We start from the raw sequence: 19,795 nt of genomic DNA on the forward strand, positions 1-19,795 counted from the left end.
AAAAATCGGATCAAAGCAAACCGCGTCGGGCCAGGTTCTGGTACAGCGCGCGCACGCCGAACGTCCAGGGAGGGATCGCATCGCAGCGCTGCACTTCGTTGACCAGCGCGCCCAGCGCGGCGCTGCCAATCGTCACGCGGTCGCCCAGGTGATGCGTGAAGCCGCCGCCCTGCGCGCCACGGTCCTTCACGGGCGAGAACATGGTGCCCAGGAACAGCATGAAGCCGTCCGGATACTGGTGGTACTGGCCCGCCGCCTGGCGCACCAGGTCGAGCGGGTCGCGGCTGATCTCGCGCATGAAGCTGGCGCCTTCGAGCACAAAGCCGTCGTCCGCGCCTTCGATCAGCAGCGACACTTCCGCCTGGCGCACGGTGTCGAGCGTGTAGTGTTCGTCAAACAGGCGGATGAAGGGGCCGATGGCGCAGGAGCCGTTGTTGTCCTTGGCCTTGCCCAGCAACAGGGCGCTGCGCCCTTCGATATCACGCAGGTTGACGTCGTTGCCCAGGGTCGCCCCCAGCACCTCGCCGCGGCTGTTGACGGCCAGGACGATCTCGGGCTCGGGGTTGTTCCAGGCGGACGATGGCAGCAAGCCCACCTGCGCGCCGCAGCCCACCGACGACATCGGCTGCGCCTTGGTAAACACTTCCGCATCGGGGCCGATGCCCACTTCCATGTACTGCGACCAGGCGCCGCGCTGCTGCAGCTGCTGCTTCAGCCGCTGCGCCGCCTCCGAGCCGGGTTGTAATGCCGACAGGTCGCTGCCCAGCGTCGTTTGCAGGGCGGTGCGCAAGCTTGCCGCGCGTGCCGCGTCGCCACCCGCCTGTTCCTCGATCACCCGTTCCAGCAGGCTGACGGCGAAGGTCACGCCACAGGCCTTGACGGCCTGCAGGTCGCACGGCGCCAGCAGCAGCGGCCTATCCAGCGGCGCGGCCAGCGCTTGCGCCAGCAGCGCCTGCACGGGGCCGAGCGCGATGCCGGGCGCATGGCGGGCGATATCGAGCGCATCGCTGCGTTCGAACAGCTCGGCCACCGTCGCCACCGTCTGCGTGAGGTCGACCACCTCGCCGCCGCGCACGGCGACGACGCAAGGGCCATCACGCCAGATGCGGCCGATAAGAAGGGCCTGCGCCAGGTCGGCGGGCAACAGGGAGGCGGGGGAAATCGGCTGCATGGCAAGCTTTCAAAAGGTCGTGACGGGATGGCCGGTCTTCAAGTCCGGACCGATTCTGCGCGCCGCCCTGTGTCGCCGCAATTACGAAAATCACCAAATTGAATGATGATTATTGGTATTGCAGCGCACCAAAAAAAGCCGCTGCCCGGCCCCCGTTTCCACCCTGTCCGCAGGTGGGAAGGGGCGCCATGGCGCATTGCATCAATTGGCTTATCGATACCGTTTTGGATATCAGCAATGCGAAAAAAGTGATTGGTGAGGGATGGATGGACAAACTAGTATCAGCCGTGGCCTGCAATCGGCCATCCGCACGGAGCCCGCCCACTGGGACGACGGCCCTGGCACATTCAACTATCGAAGACGGTGGAGACCTGAAATGAAAACAACAATGAAAATGCTGACCGCGAGCCTGGCGCTGGCCATCTCCGGCATGGCCGTAATGCCCGTGGCAAGCGCCGCTGACAAGGGCGCCATCGGCATCTCGATGCCGACCAAGTCGTCCATGCGCTGGATCGCCGACGGCGACAACATGGTCAAGGTATTCAAGGAGCGCGGCTACAAGACGGACTTGCAGTTTGCCGACGACGATATCCCGAACCAGCTGGCGCAGGTGGAAAACATGATCACCAAGGGCGCCAAGGTGCTGGTGATTGCCGCCATCGACGGCACCACCTTGTCGAACGTGCTGCAAAAGGCGGCCGACAAGGGCATCAAGGTCATCTCATATGACCGTCTGATCCGCGGCACGAAAAATATCGATTACTACGCCACCTTCGACAACTTCCAGGTCGGCGTGCTGCAAGCGGGCTATATCGAATCGGCGTTGAAACTCAAGGAAGGCAAGGGTCCGTTCAATATCGAACTGTTCGGCGGCTCGGCCGACGACAACAATGCGCACTTCTTCTACAACGGCGCGCTGTCGGTCCTGAAACCGTACATCGACAGCGGCAAGCTGGTGGTGCGCTCGAAGCAGATGGGCATGGAAAAGGTCGCCACCCTGCGCTGGGATGGCGCCGTGGCGCAGGCACGCATGGACAACCTGCTCAGCGCCTACTACGGCAATGCGCGCGTCGATGCGGTGCTGTCGCCGTATGACGGCTTGAGCATCGGCATCCTGTCCTCGCTCAAGGGCGTCGGCTACGGCACGCCGAAGCAGCCGTTCCCCGTCGTGACGGGCCAGGATGCGGAAATCCCGTCGGTGAAATCGATCATCCGCGGCGAACAGGCATCGACCGTGTTCAAGGACACGCGCGAACTGGCCAAGGTGACGGCGAACATGGTCGACGCCATGATGAGCGGCAAGACGCCGACCGTCAACGATACCAAGACCTATAACAACGGCGTGAAAGTCGTGCCGTCCTACCTGTTGAAACCCGTCACCGTCGACAAGGCGAACTGGAAGCAGGTGCTCGTCACCGGCAGCGGCTACTACACGGAAGCGCAAGTGAAATAAGCATCCAAGGTACTGAAGGCCCGGCGCTGCCGGGCCTTTCGCTTCACGCACGATCCAGAACAAGACTGCCGCACGACCGGTGCCGATCAGCGCGGCCGTGCCAGAGAGGTTATATGACGAACACTATCCTGGAAATGCGCGGGATACGCAAAACATTCCCGGGCGTCGTGGCGCTCGACAATGTCAACCTGCGGGTACGCAGCGGCGAGATCCACGCCATCGTCGGCGAAAACGGCGCCGGCAAATCGACCCTGATGAAGGTGCTGAGCGGTGTCTACGGCCATGGCAGCTATACGGGCGACATCGATTACCTGGGCCAGACGCGGCACTTCCGCGGCATCAAGGACAGCGAAGAAATCGGCATCATCATCATTCACCAGGAACTGGCGCTGGTGCCCCAGCTGTCGATCGCCGAGAATATCTTCCTCGGCAACGAGCCGGCCCATATGGGCGTCATCGACTGGGAATACGCGCAAACGAAGACGCGCGAACTGCTGCACAAAGTCGGCCTGAAAGAATCCCCGGACACCCTGATCACCAACCTGGGCGTGGGCAAGCAGCAGCTGATCGAGATCGCCAAGGCGCTGTGCAAGGACGTCAAGCTGCTGATCCTCGACGAACCGACGGCCAGCCTGAACGAAAGCGACAGCGCGGCCCTGCTCGACCTGCTGCTGGGCCTCAAAGCCCAGGGTATCGCCTCGATCCTGATTTCGCACAAGCTCAATGAAATTTCACGGGTCGCCGATGCCATCACGGTGCTGCGCGACGGGAACACGGTCGACAGTTTCGACTGCCGCACGGAGCCCGTCAGCGAAGACCGCATCATCGAAAAAATGGTCGGGCGCGAGATGGCCGACCGCTATCCGCCGCGCACGCCTACCATCGGCGAGACCATTTTCGAGGTGCGCGACTGGCGCGTCTTCCATCCCGAGCATGCCGACCGCCCCGTCATCAAGGGCATCAACCTGCACGCCAAAAAGGGCGAGATCATCGGCATCGCCGGCTTGATGGGCTCCGGGCGCACGGAACTGGCGATGAGCATTTTCGGACGCGCTTACGGTCAGCGCATCAGCGGCACGGTGCTCAAGCATGGCCAGGAGATCGACGTCAGCACCATCGGCAAGGCGATCGCGCATGGCCTCGCGTATGTCACGGAAGACCGCAAGAGCCTGGGCCTGATACTCGAGGAAGACATCCAGAAGAACACCAGCCTGGCCAACCTGGACGCGATTTCCAGGCACATGGTGATCGACGAGCAGCGTGAATTCGGCGTGGCCGAGGAGTTCCGCCGCAAGCTCAAGACCCGTTGCTCGAGCGTGGCGCAGAAGGTGGTCAACCTGTCCGGCGGCAACCAGCAGAAAGTGGTGCTGGCGAAGTGGCTGTTTTCGCGCCCCGACATCCTGATCCTCGACGAACCGAGCCGCGGCATCGACGTGGGCGCCAAGTACGAGATCTACAGCATCATCAGCGAGCTGGCCGCCGAAGGCAAATGCATCATCATGATTTCCTCGGAAATGCCGGAGCTGCTGGGCATGTGCGACCGGATCTATGTCATGAACGAAGGCCGCTTCGCGGCAGAACTGAGCGCGACAGAAGCATCGCAGGAACGCATCATGCGCGCGATCGTTACACACGGAGAAAACAATGGACAATAAACTGACAGCGGGAACGGCGGCCGGCGCGCCAGCGGCCGCGCCGCAAGCGAAAAGCTATGCCGGCTTTTTGAAGAACAATATGCGCGACTACGGCATGCTGCTCTCGCTGATCGTCATCATGGGCTTTTTCCAGTACATGACCGACGGCACCCTGATGCAGCCGCTGAACCTGACCAACCTGGTGCTGCAAAACAGCTACATCGTCATCATGGCGCTGGGCATGCTGATGGTGATCGTGGCCGGCCATATCGATTTGTCTGTCGGCTCGGTGGTCGGCTTCGTCGGCGCGCTGGCGGCGGTATTGATCGTCAACTACGAGATGAACTTTGTCGCCGCCAGTATCCTCTGCCTGCTGGCCGGCGCCGTCATCGGCGGCGCGCAAGGCTATTTCGTCGCCTTCTTCAAGATCCCGTCCTTCATCGTCACCCTGGCCGGCATGCTGGTGTTCAAGGGCCTGACCCTGGCGCTGCTGGCAGGCCAGTCGGTCGGCCCTTTCCCGGAAGGCTTCCAGATGCTCAGCTCAGGCTTTTTGCCCGATCCGTTCGGCGGAGAGAATCTGCGCGGCTTGTCGCTGCTGCTGGGCGTGATCGCCGCTTGCGCCCTGATCATCACCTCGCTGCGCAGCCGTGCCAAGCAACTGAAACACGGCATGGAAAACGAGCCGCGCGCCTTCTTCCTGCTGAAAAACGCCATCTTCGCCGCCGTGATGGTGTATTTCAGCTACCTGCTGGCGTCGTACCGCGGCTTTCCCAACGTGCTGGCCGTGATGTCGCTGCTCATCGTCGCCTACACCTTCATCACCAACCGCACCGTACTGGGTCGACGCGTGTATGCCGTGGGCGGCAACGAGAAGGCGGCGCGCCTGTCCGGCATCAAGACGGAACGGGTCAGCTTCTACACCTTCGTCAACATGGGCATGCTGGCCGCGCTGGCGGGGCTGATCTTCGCGGCGCGCCTGAACACGGCCACGCCGAAAGCCGGCACGGGTTTCGAGCTGGACGTGATCGCCGCCTGCTTCATCGGCGGCGCCTCGGCCTCGGGCGGCGTGGGCAAGGTGATGGGGGCCGTCATCGGCGCCTTCATCATGGGCGTGATGAACAACGGCATGTCCATCATGGGCATCGGCATCGATTACCAGCAGGTGATCAAGGGCCTGGTGCTGCTGGCGGCCGTCTTCATCGACGTCATTAATAAAAATAAATGAGAAGAACAAGGAAGTACAGGTTCGAGCCTTAGGGGGCTCTGGCCGGCGCTTGCGCCGGCCTTTTTCATTTATGTGATCGCCAGGCGCGCGGCCCTGTCCCCCCACCACGCCGCCTCTTCGAACACGGAAAAGCCCGACAAATCGGCATGCGCGAACAGGATCGCGCCATCGTGCTCGCGCAGCGCCCTCAAGCCCGCATTGCTGCGAAACCCCGGCAACGGTGCCGCCATGGCGTGGCCGCGCACGGTGATGTCGACGCGCTCGACGCAGCTGGCAAAATCGCGTCCATACGCCGTCTTTAAATCGACGCTGGCCAGCGCCAGCAGTTCTTCGGGGCTGGCCGTATCGAGCCATTTGCGCGCTTGCTGCGGCGTGCGGTCGGACAGGGCCACGTAGGCGCTGAAGACGGTTTTCTCGGGCGGGCGCACGCGGATGTCCTGGTGCGTCGAGACGACATAGCCGAGGCCCGGCTCCTGGTACACCACATTGTCCCAGCACAGGGGCGCATGCGGCAGTTCGTGGGGAAAGCGTTTCAGTAAAAAATTCGCCACCATCCACGGCGCATACGCGGGCGTGTGCAGCTTCGCATCAAAGCCGTAGCTGGCAATGTCCGGCACCACGCGCGCCGCCACATACAAGGGCATGGCGCAGATGGCCTTGCGTGCGCGGACCAGATAGGTGCGTGGCTGGCCGTCGACCAGTTCCAGGCACAGCGCTTCCACGCCATTTGCTGTCGTGGTGAGCGAGACCACCGTGCCGGAATGGCGCCGCACTTTTGATGCTTGCTCCATGGCCGTGGCGACCGGTTGCATGCCGCCGGGCCAGGTCAGCCAGGCGCCATTGCCCGCGTTGGCCGCCTGCCCCCAGCGGCTGCAGTAGTAATGCAGGCCGGCCCAGGCCGACACCTGGTCGTAGCGCGTGCCGTAGTCGTCGCGGCAGCAGTAATTCAGATACCAGTGCAAGGTGGGCGAGGTATAGCCTTCGCGCTCCATCCACTGCTTCAAGGTGATGGCGTCGAGTGACTGCCAGGCCGGATCCTGCGACGATTCCACGGTGGGAAAGACAAACACGCGCTTGCCGTCATTGCCGCGCGCCTGGCGCAACTGCGCCACCTGCGCAAAGAAGCGCGCATGCTGCGCCAGTTCCTCGGGCGGCACGCCTTCGGTGGGAATGAAGCCGTCCTGCCAGTGGCCGTTGAACAGCAATCGTTCTTCCGGCGCGTGCAGGATGTAGCGTTCGTCGTAATATGGCTTTTCCGCCTGCGGATCGCGCTGGATAATCCCCAGGTCGAACAGGATCTCGCGCACATGGGTCGATTCGGGCGAAGGCAGCGGCAAGTAGTGGCCACCGGTCGGATAGGCCAGATCGCCGAAGTGGCCGCCGGCCGCGTTGCCATACGGCTGCGGCCCGTCGATCATGAGGAAATCCGTGTGCCCCAGCTTGTTCAGGCGCCAGGCCGCCGTCAGGCCGGCGATGCCGGAACCTAAAATTGCCACGTCGGTGGTGATGGTTGCCGAGGGCGGCGGCAGCGCCGTGCGCTCGCGCAGCAGCGTGCGCAAATAATGCCCCTCGCTGCGGCCCGGATACAGCACCTTGGGCGTGATCTCCTGCCAGCGCAAGTAGGCGGCGATGCTGCCGATGCCGGCGGCGGCCGCCGCCGTGCCACCGGCGGCCCACAGCATGAAGGAGCGGCGCTGCATCAGCGGATCACCCGGTTCCAGTCCTGCTCGAATTCATGCACGAGCGACTGGGTATTCAAGCGGTTCGGCGCCATCGGCAGCGGCTGCATGTCGGGCGGGAAGATGAACATCTCGCGCGTGGTGTCCGCATTCAGGTAGCGCATCGGCAGGCGGTAGCTTGTCGGCGGCACGTAATCGAGCTGGGGCGAGGCCAGGATAAAACCCCATTCGCCGAACGAGGGTACGTAGGCGTGGTAAGGCCAGGTGCGCATGCCCACTTCGCGCAGGGTCGAATTGATGGTCCAGTAGGCGTGCGGGGCAAAGAAGGGCGACGTCGATTGCACCACCATCAAGCCCTTGGCCGCCAGGTGCTTTTTCACCAGGTCGTAGAACGGCACCGAATACAGCTTGCCGAGCGCGAAGCTGGAGGGATCGGGAAAATCGACGATGGCCGCGTCGAACATGTCGCCGTTGTTGCGCAGCCAGACGGCGGCATCGGCATTGACGACGGTGACGCGCTTGTCCGAGAACGAATGGTTATTCAGCTTTGCCAGTTCCGGGCGCGTGGTAAACGCGGCCGTCATGGCAGGATCGAGGTCGACCACGGTGACGTGTTCGATATGGGGATAACGCAGGATTTCGCGCAGCGCCAGGCCATCGCCGCCGCCCAGCACCAGCACACGGCGCGCCCATGGCAAGGCTTCCAGCACGGGGTGCACCAGCGCCTCGTGGTAACGGTACTCGTCGCGCGAGGAAAACTGCAGGTTGCCATTGATGTACAGCCGCGTATCGTCCTTCCAGCGCGTGATCACCAGGCGCTGGTAGGGCGTGGTGGTGGAATACACGATCTGGTCGCCGAACAGGCCGTGCTCGCCCCACTCCACCATGCGGTCGGACATGACAAAGCCGGTCACCAGCAGCAGCAGCACGGCGCAGGCGCGCAGGAGGCGCCCGGTCAGGTTTTTCAGTTCGGCGCGAAACACGTAAATGCTCCACAGGCCGACGGCTACATTCAGCATGCCGAACAAAAAGCCCGTGCGCACCAGTCCCAGGTAGGGCGACAGCACCAGCGGAAACAGCAGGGAGACGGCCAGCGCGCCCAGATAATCGAAGGTCAGCACGCGGCTGACCAGTTCGGAAAATTCGGTTTGCCGCGTGTTCAGCGCGCGCATCACCAGCGGCACTTCCATGCCGACCAGTGCGCCGATCAGGAACACCATCACATACAATAAGGTGCGAAATGGCGCCGCCATCCACGAAAACGTCATGAACAGGATGGCGGCCGAGAGGCCACCGATCAAGCCCACGGCCAGTTCGATGTCGACGAAGCGCGAGAGCACATCGTCGTCCTTTACATACTTGGAAAAGTGAGCACCCACACCCATTGCGAACAAGTAACAGCCGATAATAGTGGAAAACTGCAGGATGGAGTCGCCGAGCAGGTAGCTGGACATGGCGCCAGCGATCAGTTCATACGCGAGACCGCAGGAGGCGACCACGAAGACGGACAAGATCAGAATCTTTTTGTTCATTGGACTTTTTTTGTTCTAATATGCGTTGACGTTATCAAATACTCATTGCGAGGAAAGCCGTGCCCGCCATCCTAAACTATCTGATCCATCTTTTACTGGCCGCCGGGCTGTTGATTGTATTTTTTATCATCTACACGCGCGTCACGCCGTATAACGAAGTGCTGCTGATCCGCCAGGGCAACCAGGCGGCGGCCCTGTCACTGGGCGGCGCGCTGCTGGGCTTTTCCGCCACCATCGCCTCGTCCCTGATGCACACGGCCGACTACCAGCAGTTCTTCGCCTGGGCCTTCGGCGCCATGGTGGTGCAATTGCTCGCCTATGTGGTCACCACGCGCCTGCTGCACATGTCGAAGGACCAGATCGAATCGAACAACAGCGCCTTCGGCGGCTTGCTGGGCGCCATTTCCCTGTCGATCGGCGCCATCAACGCCGCCTGCATTTCCTGACACCGTTTTATCTTATTCAAGGATATCCATCATGAGCCTCGGCAGCTTTATCAAGAAGCAGTTTATCGACGTACTGCAGTGGAACGAAGAAACGGAAGGCGTACTGGCCTGGCGTTTTCCCATGCAGGACTTCGAAATCCAGAACGGCGCCATCCTGAATGTGCGCGAATCGCAGGTCGCCGTCTTCGTCAATGAAGGCAAGATCGCCGACGTCTTCGGTCCCGGCACGCACAAGCTGACGACGCAGACCTTGCCGCTGCTGACCAACCTGAAAAACTGGGACAAGCTGTTCGACTCGCCCTTCAAGTCCGACGTGTATTACTTCAGCACCCGCGTGCAGACGGGCCGCAAGTGGGGCACGCCGCAGCCGATCACCATCCGCGACAATGATTTCGACATGATCCGCGTGCGCGCCTTCGGCATGTACTCATACCGCATCGCCGACGCCCGCACCTTCTTCACAGAGATCAGCGGCACGCGCGAAGTCTATACGCGCGACGAGGTGGAAGATCAATTGCGCGGCATTCTGATGTCGAGCATGGCCAGCTCGCTGGGCGGCGCGAATGTCCCCTTCCTCGACATGGCGGCCAACCAGGCGCTGATGGCGCAAGAGGTCAAGGATGGCCTGGCGCAGGCGTTTGCCCGCTATGGCGTGGGCCTCGATGAATTCAACGTGGCCAGCATCAGCCTGCCCGAGGAATTGCAGGCGGCGCTCGACGAGCGCATCTCGGCCGGCATGAAGGGCGGGCTGGGCGCCGACAAGATGAGCGGGTACACCAAATTCCAGGTCGCCAACGCGATCCCGCTGGCGGCGCAGAACGAAGGCGGCATGGCCGGCATCGGCGCGGGACTCGGCGCCGGGTTGTCGATCGGCCAGGTGATGGCGCAGGGGATGGGCAATGCGTTGCAACAGCCCGCACCGGCGCCGGCTCCGGCGGCGCCACCGGCTCCTGCGGAAGAACCGATCGAGGCGCGCCTGGAAAAGCTCAAGGGTTTATTGGACAAGGGACTGATTTCGGCGGCCGACTATGACGGCGCGAAAGCGGAACTGCTGAAGAAACTGATCGGCTGATTAGAGCGAAATACGACTGCATGCAAACTGTTTCCTGTCCCAGCTGCGGCGCGGAAGTCCGTTTCCGCTCGCACGCTTCCGTGCTCGCCGTGTGCGAGTACTGCCACAGCACCATCCTCAAGGACGCCGATTCCGTCAGGGACGTGGGCAAGATGTCGGCCGTCCTGGAAGACTATACACCGATCCAGATCGGCACGGCCGGCGTGCACGACAGCCTGCACTTCACCGTCGTCGGGCGCATCCAGCAGCGCTACAGCGCCGGCACGTGGAACGAGTGGTATCTGCTGTTCGACGACGCCAGCACGGCGTGGCTGGGCGACTCGTCCGGCCTGTACACGCTGACGCGTGAGCGCAGCACGCAAGGCACCTTACCCGTCTTTGGTGAGCTGGCGCCAGGCAAGCGCTATACGATTTGCGGCGAGCCGTACACGGCGGCCGAGATCCGCAATGCCGAATGCATCGCCGGCCAGGGTGAATTGCCGTTCAAGGTGGGCGCGGGCTGGCGCATCCAGGTGGCGGACTTCCGCAACTACGCGAGCTTTATCACGCTCGATTACACGGATGGCCCGCAACCGGTCGTCTACCAGGGTGTCGCCGTCACCCTGGACAGTTTGAAGTGCCAGCTGCTGCGCGACGACGATGCGATCGCCAAAAGCGCCGGCAAGTACCGCGGCAAGCTCGATGCGCTCGACTGCCCGTCCTGCGGTAGCGGCATCAAGTACGTCCCTGGCGCGGCGGCGCAGCTGGTGTGCCCCGCCTGCCACGCGCAGCTCGACGCCAGCGGCCCGGAAGCGCAGGTGCTGGCCATCGGCAAGCGGGTGCACGACAATGCCGACATCACGCTGGAGCTGGGCGCCAGCGCGAAGATCAGCAATGCCGACTTTACGGTGATCGGCATGATGCGCCGCGCCGACGACGAAGGCAGCGAGTGGAACGAATACCTGCTGTACAACGCGCGCGCCGGCTTCTTCTGGCTGGTGGAGACGGACGACGGCTGGTCGCGCTCGAACGTGCTGCCGAACTGGCCGAACTGGGCGTCATTGGACGCCGCCAGCTGCACGCTCGATGGCGCCACCTACCGCAAACTGTATGACTACGGCTCGCAGGTCGTGTATGCGGCGGGTGCCTTCAACTGGAAGGTGGCCGTCGGCGACAGCACGCGCGTGTTTGAATTCGAGCAGGGACAGACCAAGCTGGCGGCGGAGCTCACCGGCGAGGAAATGACGTGGTCGCGCTCCGTACCCGTCGCCTATGACCAGATGGCCGCCTGGTTCGGCGCCGCCTTCCACGGCGGCGCCAAGGTACAAAATATTAAACTGAGCCACCGTGGCATCGCCAAGGTCTTCATCGTCATCGTGCTGGTCTTGAATGCGATCCCCATGTTTGTCTCGTTCTCCAGCACCTTGATGTGGAGTTTGCTGGGCTGCCTGGCGCTGTTCCTGCCCGCCGTTTTCCTCGACAAGAATGCAAAGAATCCCCCATGAGTAAATATGTGATCTATGCCCTGATGGTGACGTTTTCCGTCACGGCCGCCAACTGGGTGCGCATGTTCAAGGTAGCCGGCAGCGGCAGCGGAAGCAGCTGGAGTTCGCGCACGGGCAGCGGCGGCGGCAGCTATGGCGGCGGCTCCAGCGGCGGCAGCCACAAGTAAGCATGACAGCCACACCGCATCTGCCCCTGGGCATCCATCTGCTGGCCGACCTGTCGGGCATCGCGCCCGAATGCCTGCGCGACGCCGCCGCGCTCGAACGCCTGCTGCGCGCAGCGGCCACTACGGCCGGCGCGCAGGTGCTGCACAGCCATTTCCACAGCTTTGGCGCAGGCCAGGGCGTCACGGGCGTGGTACTGCTGGCCGAATCGCACATTTCCATCCACACCTGGCCGGAATGCAGCTTTGCCGCCGTCGATATCTTCATGTGCGGCGCGGCGCAGCCGCAGCTGGCGCTCGACGTCATCAAGGACGCGCTGCAGGCGGCGCACTGCCAGCTGCAGTCCGTGCGGCGCGCCCCGCCCGGGTAGGCCTGGCGTCGCTGGTGGATCGCGTGGGGATCGCTTACACTGTCGGCTCATATCCCAACCGTGACTCCCATGCGCCGTTCCGCCCTCCTCGCCCTGCCCCTGCTACTGCTGGTTTCCGCCTGTGACGACTACACGGCGCCGAGCCTGTACCAGGCCACCACGCCCGAGTGCAAGACGTGGACGGAAGGTTCGCGCTTCGAGCTGCCGCGCGGTATCAACGTGTATGCCACGCCACCCGTCACCCTGAAGGAAGGCGGTACGGAACTGGCGCTGATCTTCACCTTGCCCGTCGGTACGCAAGCCAGTTTTACGCGCCTGTCCTTCCTGCTGGAAGAACCGCACAAGGAACCGTTCGCCGAGGCGAAGGTGCTGACCATCTACCAGCGCGGCATGAACCGCAAGGCGGAAATCGTCGACGTCATCGAAACGCTGCCCATCATGTTTTCCGCCGTGGGCAGCAGCAAAGAAACCCAGTGGCGGCTGCGCCTGCAACTGCCGCGCCAGCTGCCGCAGCGCTTTGATTTATCCATGCCCGACATGCTCGTCGCCGGCAAGCGCTACCCGGTGCGCACGTTTACCTACCGTTATTTCCCCGAGCGCAGCGCCTACGGCATGTGCAGCTGAGGTTGACGGCGGCGCACGCCGCGGGCACACTGGCGTTTTTCATCACACAACAGGAGTAGACAACATGCGCCATTCGGATACTGCCGTGCTGTCGGCTGCCTGATCACTGTTTTCCCCTGCGTAGCCTGTTAGCTCGCAATTGCCCATACGCGTGATCGCGTAGCCGACTTCCCCTTCTTTCGTGCCAGTCATGCCGACTGGCGGTGCCTGCACGCGCAGGCTACACGTCCGCACGCGGACGACAGAATCTGGAATCACGCTACCATGATCGCATTCGATTTTGCGCAACTACGCCTTATCGGGCTGCAGCAGGCCATCGCCAGCGCAGCCACCCAACTCGACGTATCGTCCCCCGCCGCGCAACTACTGCGCGTGAGCGCCGTGCACCGCGACAGCCTGCTCGTGCACGACGGCAGCAAGGAACACCCGGCGCATATCCTGCCGCGCCTGCTGCACGAGTTACTCGCGCAGGACACCATCCTCACGGTCGGCGACTGGGTCACCGCCGAACCCGATCTTCACGGCACGCTGTGGATAACGGCGCACTTATCCCCCGTCACGCAAATCGCGCGGCGCGGCAATGACGGCCGCCGCCAACTGCTCGCCAGCAATGTCGACACGGCCCTGCTGGTGATGGGGCTCGATGGCGACTTCAACCCGCGCCGCCTGGAGCGTTATCTCACCATCGTGCTGGCGGCGCAAGTGACGCCCGTGGTGGTCCTGAGCAAGGCCGACCTGGCCGACGACGTGCCGGGCAAGCTGGCCCAATTGAGACTGCGCCTGCCGCCCCACGTGCCGCTGTTTGCCATCGATACGCGCCACGCGTATGACGTGGCCATTCTGGAACCCTGGCTGGGCGCCGGCCAGACTCTGGTGCTGCTCGGTTCATCGGGCGCCGGCAAGTCCAGCCTGACCAACACCCTGTGTACGGCCGGGCAGGCAACGAATGGCGTGCGCCACGGCGACGGGCGTGGCCCGCATACGACGACGGCCCGCTCCCTGCACCTGTGCTCCAGCGGCGCCTGCATCATCGACACGCCGGGCTTGCGCAGCTGGCAGGCCGATGCCGATGCGCAGACCCTGGCGGCCACGTTTGACGATATCGCGGTGCTCGCAGCGACGTACCAGTTCCGCGATTGCCAGCACGCCAGCGAGCCCGGTTGCGCCGTGCGCGGCGCCGTCGATGGGGACCGCCTGCGCAATTATCACAAGCTGCTGCGCGACGCCCGCCGTGGCGAGGCAACGCCGCTCGAGCGCATTAGCGCGCGCGCCAAGTGGAAGACGATATTGAAGGCGGAACTGGAAAGGGGAAAAGACAAGCGCCGTTAATTTTTACTGAAATTAGTTTTACTGAAGTTAATTTTGCTGAAAAAAAAGGCAGCCCGCAGGCTGCCTTTTGTATTACTGCCTGCGCGCAAATTAATGCTTGCGCAGCTTCTGGATCGCTGCCAGCTGCGCAATCGCGCTGGCCAGCTCGGCTTGCGCTTGCGCGTAGTCGATGCCCGAATCCTTGTTGTGGATATTTTCTTCCGCCAACTTCTTCGCTTCCAGCGCTTTCGCTTCGTCCAGGTCGTGACCGCGGATCGCGGTATCGGCCAGGACGGTCACGGTGTCCGGTTGCACTTCCAGCAGGCCGCCAGCAACGAAGACGAATTCTTCTTCAGCCTGGCCGACTACCTTGATGCGGACCGCGCCCGGACGGATGCGGGTAATCAAAGGCGTGTGGCGTGGGTAGATACCCAGCTCGCCCTGCTCACCCGGCAACGCGACGAATTCTGCTTCGCCTGAAAAAATCAGTTCTTCAGCGGAAACCACGTCAACGTGAATTGTGTGTGCCATGTGTGTCCTATCGGGTTGAAGAACCCCGCCTGGTAAGGGGCGGGGTTAGGCCCAGACTTAACTTAGTTAAGTTTCTTGGCTTTTTCGATTGCTTCTTCGATCGTGCCGACCATGTAGAACGCTTGTTCCGGCAGGTGATCGAGTTCGCCCGAAGCGATCATTTTGAAGCCCTTGATCGTGTCTTTGAGCGAAACGTATTTACCAGGCGCGCCGGTAAAGACTTCAGCGACGTGGAAAGGCTGCGACAGGAAACGCTGCATCTTACGTGCACGGGCGACCAGCAGTTTGTCTTCCGGTGCCAGCTCGTCCATACCCAGAATCGCGATAATGTCGCGCAATTCCTTGTAGCGTTGCAGGGTCGTTTGCACGGCACGCGCGGTGTCATAGTGCTCTTGACCAACGATCAACGGATCGAGCTGACGCGAGGTCGAATCGAGTGGGTCCACGGCTGGGTAGATACCCAGGGAAGCGATGTCACGCGACAGCGCAACGGTCGAATCCAAGTGAGCAAACGTGGTAGCAGGCGATGGATCGGTGTAATCATCGGCTGGAACGTAGACGGCCTGGATCGAGGTGATCGAACCGGTCTTAGTCGACGTGATACGCTCTTGCAGACGGCCCATTTCTTCAGCCAGGGTTGGTTGGTAACCCACAGCCGACGGCATACGACCCAGCAGTGCCGATACTTCGGTACCGGCCAGCGTAAAGCGGTAGATGTTGTCGACGAAGAACAGAACGTCCTTGCCTTCATCACGGAACGATTCAGCGATCGTCAGGCCGGTCAGCGCGACGCGCAGACGGTTACCTGGCGGTTCATTCATCTGACCGTAGACCATCGCGACTTTGGAGTTCTCTGGATTTTCCAGATCGACCACTTTCGCGTCAGCCATCTCGTGGTAGAAGTCGTTACCTTCACGCGTACGCTCACCCACACCGGCGAACACGGACACGCCGCTGTGCGCTTTGGCGATGTTGTTAATCAATTCCATCATGTTGACGGTCTTGCCTACGCCAGCGCCGCCGAACAGACCGACTTTACCGCCTTTTGCAAACGGGCACACCAGGTCGATCACCTTGATGCCGGTTTCCAGCAGTTCTTGCGATGGCGACAGTTCGTCGTATGCAGGAGCGGTGCGGTGGATCGACGCGACTTGCTCGTGCGACACTGGGCCGCATTCGTCGATCGGGTTGCCCAGCACATCCATGATGCGACCCAGGGTTGCTTTACCGACTGGCACCATGATAGGTTTGCCGGTGTTCTGGATCATCATGCCGCGACGCAAGCCATCGGACGTGCCGAGTGCAATGGTACGGACAATGCCGTCGCCCAACTGCTGTTGTACTTCCAGGGTCAGTTCCGAGCCTGCCATCTTCAAGGCATCAAATACCTTAGGCATCGCGTTGCGGGGAAACTCAACGTCCACCACAGCGCCGATACACTGAACGATTTTGCCATCAGCCATGTTCGTTCCTTCAATATAGTTAAATTCGTTTAAACCGCAGCCGCACCGGCGACGATTTCGGAGAGTTCTTTGGTAATCGCAGCTTGGCGGGTCTTGTTGTAGATCAGCTTCAGTTCGCCGATCACACTACCCGCGTTGTCGCTTGCAGCTTTCATCGCGACCATCCGTGCCGATTGCTCGGACGCCAGATTCTCCGCGACTGCCTGGTACACCAGCGCTTCTACATAGCGCTCCAGCAATTCGTCGATCACGCTTTGCGCATCCGGCTCGTAGATGTAATCCCACGTGTGGGCGCCCTTGTCGGCGACCATCTTGTCGGCCGTCAGGGGCAGCAATTGCTCCACGACTGGTTCCTGTTTCATCGTGTTGATGAATTTGGTGTAGCACAGGTACACTGCATCGATCTTGCCTGCCTGGAACTCTTCGAGCATGACCTTGACGGGTCCGATCAATTTGTCCAGGTGGGGCGTATCACCGGTTTGAATGGCGTGCGCGATGATCTTGACGCCGATGCGATTCAAAAAACCCAAACCCTTGTTACCGATGGCAACTGCTTCAATCCGGTTGCCAGCTGCTTCCAGCTCGCGCGACTTCGACATCACCTGGCGCAGGATGTTGGTGTTCATGCCGCCGCACAGACCCTTGTCGGTCGTGACAACGATGAAACCCACTGCCTTCGCTTGCGTACCCTGGGCAGCTGCCAGGAACGGGTGCGTGTATTCCGGATTGGCGGTCGCCAGATTGGCGGCGATATTCCGAATCTTGTCACTATAGGGACGGGCGGCCCGCATCCGGTCTTGCGCCTTGCGCATTTTGGACGCGGCGACCATTTCCATCGCCTTGGTGATCTTCTTCGTATTCTCTACGCTCTTGATCTTGCCTCGTATCTCTTTGCTTGATGCCATGAGTCCTTACTCCTTCTGCGCGTAGGGCGGCGCCTCACTCGAGGTGGGCGCCGCCTGGCCGCTTAATATGCGCCGGATTTCTTGAAATCAGCAATGGCCGCCGACAGAGTTGCTTCGCTGTCTTTGTCGAGTTGCTTGGTTTCTTCGATCTTGGCCAGCAGAGCAGCTTGCTTGGTCTTCATGTAAGCGTGGACACCAGCTTCGAACGACAGCACTTGCTTGACTGGCACGTCGTCCATGAATCCTTTGTTCACCGAGAACAGCGATACGGCCATTAGCGAGATCGACAGTGGCGAGTACTGGGCTTGCTTGAGCAATTCCGTGACGCGGGCACCACGATCCAGCTGCTTGCGGGTCGACTCGTCCAGGTCGGATGCGAACTGCGCAAACGCGGCCAATTCACGGTACTGCGCCAAGTCGGTACGGATACCACCGGACAGGTTTTTGATGACCTTGGTCTGGGCGGCGCCACCGACGCGCGATACGGAAATACCGGCGTTAATCGCTGGACGGATACCGGCGTTGAACAGCGAGGTTTCCAGGAAGATCTGACCGTCGGTAATCGAAATCACGTTGGTTGGAACGAATGCGGACACGTCGCCAGCTTGCGTTTCAATGATCGGCAGTGCCGTCAGGGAACCGGTCTTGCCTTTGACGGCGCCGTCGGTGAACTTCTCGACGTAGGCGGCATTCACGCGTGCTGCGCGTTCCAGCAGGCGGCTGTGCAGGTAGAACACGTCGCCTGGGTACGCTTCGCGACCTGGTGGACGGCGCAGCAGCAGCGAGATTTGACGGTATGCAACAGCTTGTTTGGACAGATCATCGTAGACGATCAGTGCATCTTCACCGCGGTCACGGAAGTATTCGCCCATGGCGCAACCGGAGTACGGCGAGATGTATTGCATGGCGGCCGATTCCGAAGCGGAAGCGGCGACAACGATGGTGTATTCCATCGCGCCGTGCTGTTCCAGCGAGCGCACGATGTTCTTGATCGACGAGGCTTTTTGGCCAATCGCGACGTAGATACATTTCATGCCCTGGCCTTTTTGATTGATGATCGCATCAATCGCCACAGCCGACTTGCCGGTTTGACGGTCGCCGATGATCAGTTCGCGCTGGCCGCGGCCAACTGGAACCATCGCATCGATCGACTTCAGGCCGGTTTGCATTGGTTGCGAAACGGACTCACGGGCGATCACGCCCGGAGCGATTTTTTCAATCGCGGCCGTCAGTTTCGTGTCGATGGCGCCTTTGCCGTCGATTGGCTGACCCAGCGCGTTGACAACGCGGCCGAGCAGCTCAGGACCAATTGGCACTTCCAGAATGCGGCCGGTGCATTTCACCGTGTCGCCTTCGGAGATGTGCTCGTAGGCACCCAGAATCACGGAACCGACGGAGTCGCGTTCCAGATTCATTGCCAGGCCAAACGTGTTGCCTGGGAATTCCAGCATCTCGCCTTGCATCACGTCCGACAAACCGTGGATGCGGCAGATACCGTCGGCGACGGAAATAACCGTGCCTTGATTACGCACTTCAGCGCCGCCGTCAAGACCTTGGATCCGGCTCTTGATCAACTCGCTGATTTCAGATGGGTTGAGTTGCATACTAACTCCTAAAAGTGTTTCTCTCAGCTTGCGCGAGGGGTAAGGGTCTGTCTTAGCTGGCCTGCCGAAGCGCGTGTCTTACGACACCAATGCAGCGTGCAGTTGCTGCAGCTTGGCGCGCACCGAGGTATCGAGCACTTGGTCGCCAACAACCACGCGCACGCCGCCGAGCAGCGATGGATCCACTGTGACGGCAGGGTTGAGCTTACGACTGAATTTCTTTTCCAGCGTTGCGACCAGCTCGGCCGTTTGGCCTTCGCTCAGATCGAAAGCGCTCGTGATCTCGGCGTCAGCCGCACCTTCCAGACCATTTTTCAAGGTATGGAATTGCGCGCCGATTTCCGGCAGCAGGCTGATGCGGCCATTTTCGATCAACAACGTGACGAAGTTTTTCACTTCTTCATTGAGCGGCGATTTCAACAACGACAGGATGGTGGCGGCGACGTCGCTTTCCGAAACTTTCGGATTGCGCGCGTACGCCTGTACCTCGGGGTGGCTACCGATCTGTGCCAGTTCGGACACCAGTTCGGACCACGCCGCGAGGTTGCTTGACTCCTTACCAGCTTGGGCTACGCGGAACAAAGCTTCCGCGTAGGGACGGGCGACGGTTGCGAGTTCTGCCATGATTACAGCTCGACAGCAAGACGCTGCAACATTTCGGCGTGAGCCGTAGCGTTGACTTCACGCTTCAAGATCTGCTCGGCACCCTTGACAGCCAGGTCAGCCACCTGAGCGCGCAATTGTTCGCGTGCTTTCGACAGTTGCTGTTCGGCGTCCGACTGGGCTTGCGCAATGATACGCGCAGCTTCAGCTTGTGCATTTTGCTTGATCTCTTCAGCAACCAGCTGCGCGCGCTTTTCAGCGTCCGCAACGCGTTGCGACGCTTCTTCACGTGCACTGTTCAATGCCTCTTGCGCACGCTTTTCAGCGACAGCCATCGAAGCTTGACCTTGATCGGCCGCAGCCAATCCATCCGCGATTCGTTTGGCACGCTCATCCAGCGCATTGTTCAGCGCTGGAAATACGAACTTCATCGAGAACCAGACCAACACCGCGAAGGTGATCATCTGGCCGATGAGCGACATATTGATGTCCATACCTTTGCTCCTAACTAAAAGTTTCTCCTAGG

General features: G+C 61.3%; 19 protein-coding genes. 10 read left to right on the top strand and 9 right to left on the bottom strand.

Annotated features, from left to right (window positions below; all coding sequences use genetic code 11):
• Positions 1-10: 10 nt before the first annotated feature.
• Complete coding sequence (locus KY494_RS17525) at positions 11-1,171, bottom strand: fumarylacetoacetate hydrolase family protein (protein ID WP_219887674.1); 1,161 nt, start codon at positions 1,169-1,171, stop codon at positions 11-13.
• Between the two features lie 430 nt (positions 1,172-1,601).
• Between KY494_RS17525 and chvE the strand changes: the two genes are divergently transcribed.
• The 3 genes from chvE (at position 1,602) to mmsB (ending at position 5,483) form a co-directional block, all read left to right on the top strand.
• Complete coding sequence (chvE, locus tag KY494_RS17530) at positions 1,602-2,624, top strand: multiple monosaccharide ABC transporter substrate-binding protein (protein WP_223278970.1); 1,023 nt, start codon at positions 1,602-1,604, stop codon at positions 2,622-2,624.
• A gap of 113 nt (positions 2,625-2,737) precedes the next feature.
• Positions 2,738-4,279 carry a multiple monosaccharide ABC transporter ATP-binding protein gene (gene mmsA / locus KY494_RS17535; protein WP_219887675.1) on the top strand — a complete coding sequence of 514 codons (1,542 nt, stop codon included), beginning with the start codon at positions 2,738-2,740 and terminating at the stop codon, positions 4,277-4,279.
• Positions 4,269-5,483, top strand: coding sequence for a multiple monosaccharide ABC transporter permease (gene mmsB / locus KY494_RS17540; RefSeq protein ID WP_219887676.1), 1,215 nt, complete (start codon positions 4,269-4,271; stop codon positions 5,481-5,483). The genes mmsA and mmsB overlap by 11 nt, the downstream gene beginning before the upstream one ends.
• Before the next feature lie 68 nt (positions 5,484-5,551).
• Here mmsB and KY494_RS17545 read toward each other — a convergent pair whose 3' ends face one another.
• On the bottom strand, positions 5,552-7,183 hold the full coding sequence (locus KY494_RS17545) for an FAD-dependent oxidoreductase (RefSeq protein ID WP_219887677.1): 1,632 nt from the start codon (positions 7,181-7,183) through the stop codon (positions 5,552-5,554).
• Entirely contained in the window at positions 7,183-8,694 is a 1,512-nt protein-coding gene (locus KY494_RS17550) for a polyamine aminopropyltransferase (protein ID WP_219887678.1), read from the bottom strand. Before KY494_RS17550 ends, KY494_RS17545 begins: the two co-directional genes overlap by 1 nt.
• 59 nt (positions 8,695-8,753) lie before the next feature.
• On the opposite strand from KY494_RS17550, the gene KY494_RS17555 reads away from it, so the two are divergent.
• The 7 genes from KY494_RS17555 to rsgA all read left to right on the top strand — a co-directional run bounded on the left by KY494_RS17555 (position 8,754) and on the right by rsgA (position 14,184).
• On the top strand, positions 8,754-9,140 hold the full coding sequence (locus KY494_RS17555) for a DUF350 domain-containing protein (protein ID WP_219887679.1): 387 nt from the start codon (positions 8,754-8,756) through the stop codon (positions 9,138-9,140).
• 31 nt (positions 9,141-9,171) lie between these two features.
• Positions 9,172-10,212 (top strand): SPFH domain-containing protein, encoded by a 1,041-nt coding sequence (locus tag KY494_RS17560; RefSeq protein WP_219887680.1) that lies wholly within the window; start codon positions 9,172-9,174, stop codon positions 10,210-10,212.
• 20 nt (positions 10,213-10,232) lie between these two features.
• Positions 10,233-11,696 carry a DUF4178 domain-containing protein gene (locus KY494_RS17565; protein WP_219887681.1) on the top strand — a complete coding sequence of 488 codons (1,464 nt, stop codon included), beginning with the start codon at positions 10,233-10,235 and terminating at the stop codon, positions 11,694-11,696.
• A complete protein-coding gene (locus tag KY494_RS17570) occupies positions 11,693-11,863 on the top strand; it encodes a hypothetical protein (RefSeq protein ID WP_219134107.1) in 171 nt (56 codons plus the stop codon). The genes KY494_RS17565 and KY494_RS17570 overlap by 4 nt, the downstream gene beginning before the upstream one ends.
• Before the next feature lie 2 nt (positions 11,864-11,865).
• On the top strand, positions 11,866-12,231 hold the full coding sequence (speD, locus tag KY494_RS17575; RefSeq protein ID WP_219887682.1) for an adenosylmethionine decarboxylase: 366 nt from the start codon (positions 11,866-11,868) through the stop codon (positions 12,229-12,231).
• A gap of 69 nt (positions 12,232-12,300) precedes the next feature.
• Positions 12,301-12,855, top strand: a complete 555-nt coding sequence (locus KY494_RS17580) for a hypothetical protein (RefSeq protein ID WP_219887683.1) — start codon at positions 12,301-12,303, stop codon at positions 12,853-12,855.
• 264 nt (positions 12,856-13,119) lie between these two features.
• On the top strand, positions 13,120-14,184 hold the full coding sequence (gene rsgA / locus KY494_RS17585) for a ribosome small subunit-dependent GTPase A (RefSeq protein ID WP_219887684.1): 1,065 nt from the start codon (positions 13,120-13,122) through the stop codon (positions 14,182-14,184).
• Positions 14,185-14,274: 90 nt separating this feature from the next.
• Here rsgA and KY494_RS17590 read toward each other — a convergent pair whose 3' ends face one another.
• The 6 genes from KY494_RS17590 to KY494_RS17615 form a co-directional block, all read right to left on the bottom strand.
• The gene (locus KY494_RS17590) at positions 14,275-14,694 is read right to left on the bottom strand and encodes a F0F1 ATP synthase subunit epsilon (RefSeq protein WP_065307860.1); all 420 of its coding nucleotides are present in this window, start codon (positions 14,692-14,694) and stop codon (positions 14,275-14,277) included.
• 62 nt (positions 14,695-14,756) lie between these two features.
• Positions 14,757-16,157, bottom strand: a complete 1,401-nt coding sequence (gene atpD, locus KY494_RS17595; RefSeq protein ID WP_071080005.1) for a F0F1 ATP synthase subunit beta — start codon at positions 16,155-16,157, stop codon at positions 14,757-14,759.
• Between the two features lie 29 nt (positions 16,158-16,186).
• Positions 16,187-17,062 (bottom strand): F0F1 ATP synthase subunit gamma, encoded by an 876-nt coding sequence (gene atpG, locus KY494_RS17600; RefSeq protein WP_219887685.1) that lies wholly within the window; start codon positions 17,060-17,062, stop codon positions 16,187-16,189.
• 62 nt (positions 17,063-17,124) lie between these two features.
• Positions 17,125-18,666: a F0F1 ATP synthase subunit alpha gene (gene atpA, locus KY494_RS17605; RefSeq protein WP_096232956.1), complete on the bottom strand. Its 1,542-nt coding sequence runs from the start codon at positions 18,664-18,666 to the stop codon at positions 17,125-17,127.
• A 78-nt stretch (positions 18,667-18,744) separates the two neighbouring features.
• A complete protein-coding gene (locus tag KY494_RS17610; protein WP_010393786.1) occupies positions 18,745-19,290 on the bottom strand; it encodes a F0F1 ATP synthase subunit delta in 546 nt (181 codons plus the stop codon).
• A 2-nt stretch (positions 19,291-19,292) separates the two neighbouring features.
• Entirely contained in the window at positions 19,293-19,763 is a 471-nt protein-coding gene (locus tag KY494_RS17615; protein WP_034752697.1) for a F0F1 ATP synthase subunit B, read from the bottom strand.
• Positions 19,764-19,795: the final 32 nt, after the last annotated feature.

The organism is Janthinobacterium sp. PAMC25594 (genome assembly GCF_019443505.1).
Taxonomy (GTDB): Bacteria; Pseudomonadota; Gammaproteobacteria; order Burkholderiales; family Burkholderiaceae_D; genus Janthinobacterium.

Bases quoted from the DNA above. Each gene is read 5' to 3' on its own strand.
- KY494_RS17525 (WP_219887674.1), bottom strand. From the start codon at position 1,171: ATGCAGCCGATTTCCCCCGCCTCCCTGTTGCCCGCCGACCTGGCGCAG.
- chvE (WP_223278970.1), top strand. From the start codon at position 1,602: ATGGCCGTAATGCCCGTGGCAAGCGCCGCTGACAAGGGCGCCATCGGC.
- mmsA (WP_219887675.1), top strand. From the start codon at position 2,738: ATGACGAACACTATCCTGGAAATGCGCGGGATACGCAAAACATTCCCG.
- mmsB (WP_219887676.1), top strand. From the start codon at position 4,269: ATGGACAATAAACTGACAGCGGGAACGGCGGCCGGCGCGCCAGCGGCC.
- KY494_RS17545 (WP_219887677.1), bottom strand. From the start codon at position 7,183: ATGCAGCGCCGCTCCTTCATGCTGTGGGCCGCCGGTGGCACGGCGGCG.
- KY494_RS17550 (WP_219887678.1), bottom strand. From the start codon at position 8,694: ATGAACAAAAAGATTCTGATCTTGTCCGTCTTCGTGGTCGCCTCCTGC.
- KY494_RS17560 (WP_219887680.1), top strand. From the start codon at position 9,172: ATGAGCCTCGGCAGCTTTATCAAGAAGCAGTTTATCGACGTACTGCAG.
- KY494_RS17565 (WP_219887681.1), top strand. From the start codon at position 10,233: ATGCAAACTGTTTCCTGTCCCAGCTGCGGCGCGGAAGTCCGTTTCCGC.
- KY494_RS17570 (WP_219134107.1), top strand. From the start codon at position 11,693: ATGAGTAAATATGTGATCTATGCCCTGATGGTGACGTTTTCCGTCACG.
- speD (WP_219887682.1), top strand. From the start codon at position 11,866: ATGACAGCCACACCGCATCTGCCCCTGGGCATCCATCTGCTGGCCGAC.
- KY494_RS17580 (WP_219887683.1), top strand. From the start codon at position 12,301: ATGCGCCGTTCCGCCCTCCTCGCCCTGCCCCTGCTACTGCTGGTTTCC.
- rsgA (WP_219887684.1), top strand. From the start codon at position 13,120: ATGATCGCATTCGATTTTGCGCAACTACGCCTTATCGGGCTGCAGCAG.
- KY494_RS17590 (WP_065307860.1), bottom strand. From the start codon at position 14,694: ATGGCACACACAATTCACGTTGACGTGGTTTCCGCTGAAGAACTGATT.
- atpD (WP_071080005.1), bottom strand. From the start codon at position 16,157: ATGGCTGATGGCAAAATCGTTCAGTGTATCGGCGCTGTGGTGGACGTT.
- atpG (WP_219887685.1), bottom strand. From the start codon at position 17,062: ATGGCATCAAGCAAAGAGATACGAGGCAAGATCAAGAGCGTAGAGAAT.
- atpA (WP_096232956.1), bottom strand. From the start codon at position 18,666: ATGCAACTCAACCCATCTGAAATCAGCGAGTTGATCAAGAGCCGGATC.
- KY494_RS17610 (WP_010393786.1), bottom strand. From the start codon at position 19,290: ATGGCAGAACTCGCAACCGTCGCCCGTCCCTACGCGGAAGCTTTGTTC.
- KY494_RS17615 (WP_034752697.1), bottom strand. From the start codon at position 19,763: ATGGACATCAATATGTCGCTCATCGGCCAGATGATCACCTTCGCGGTG.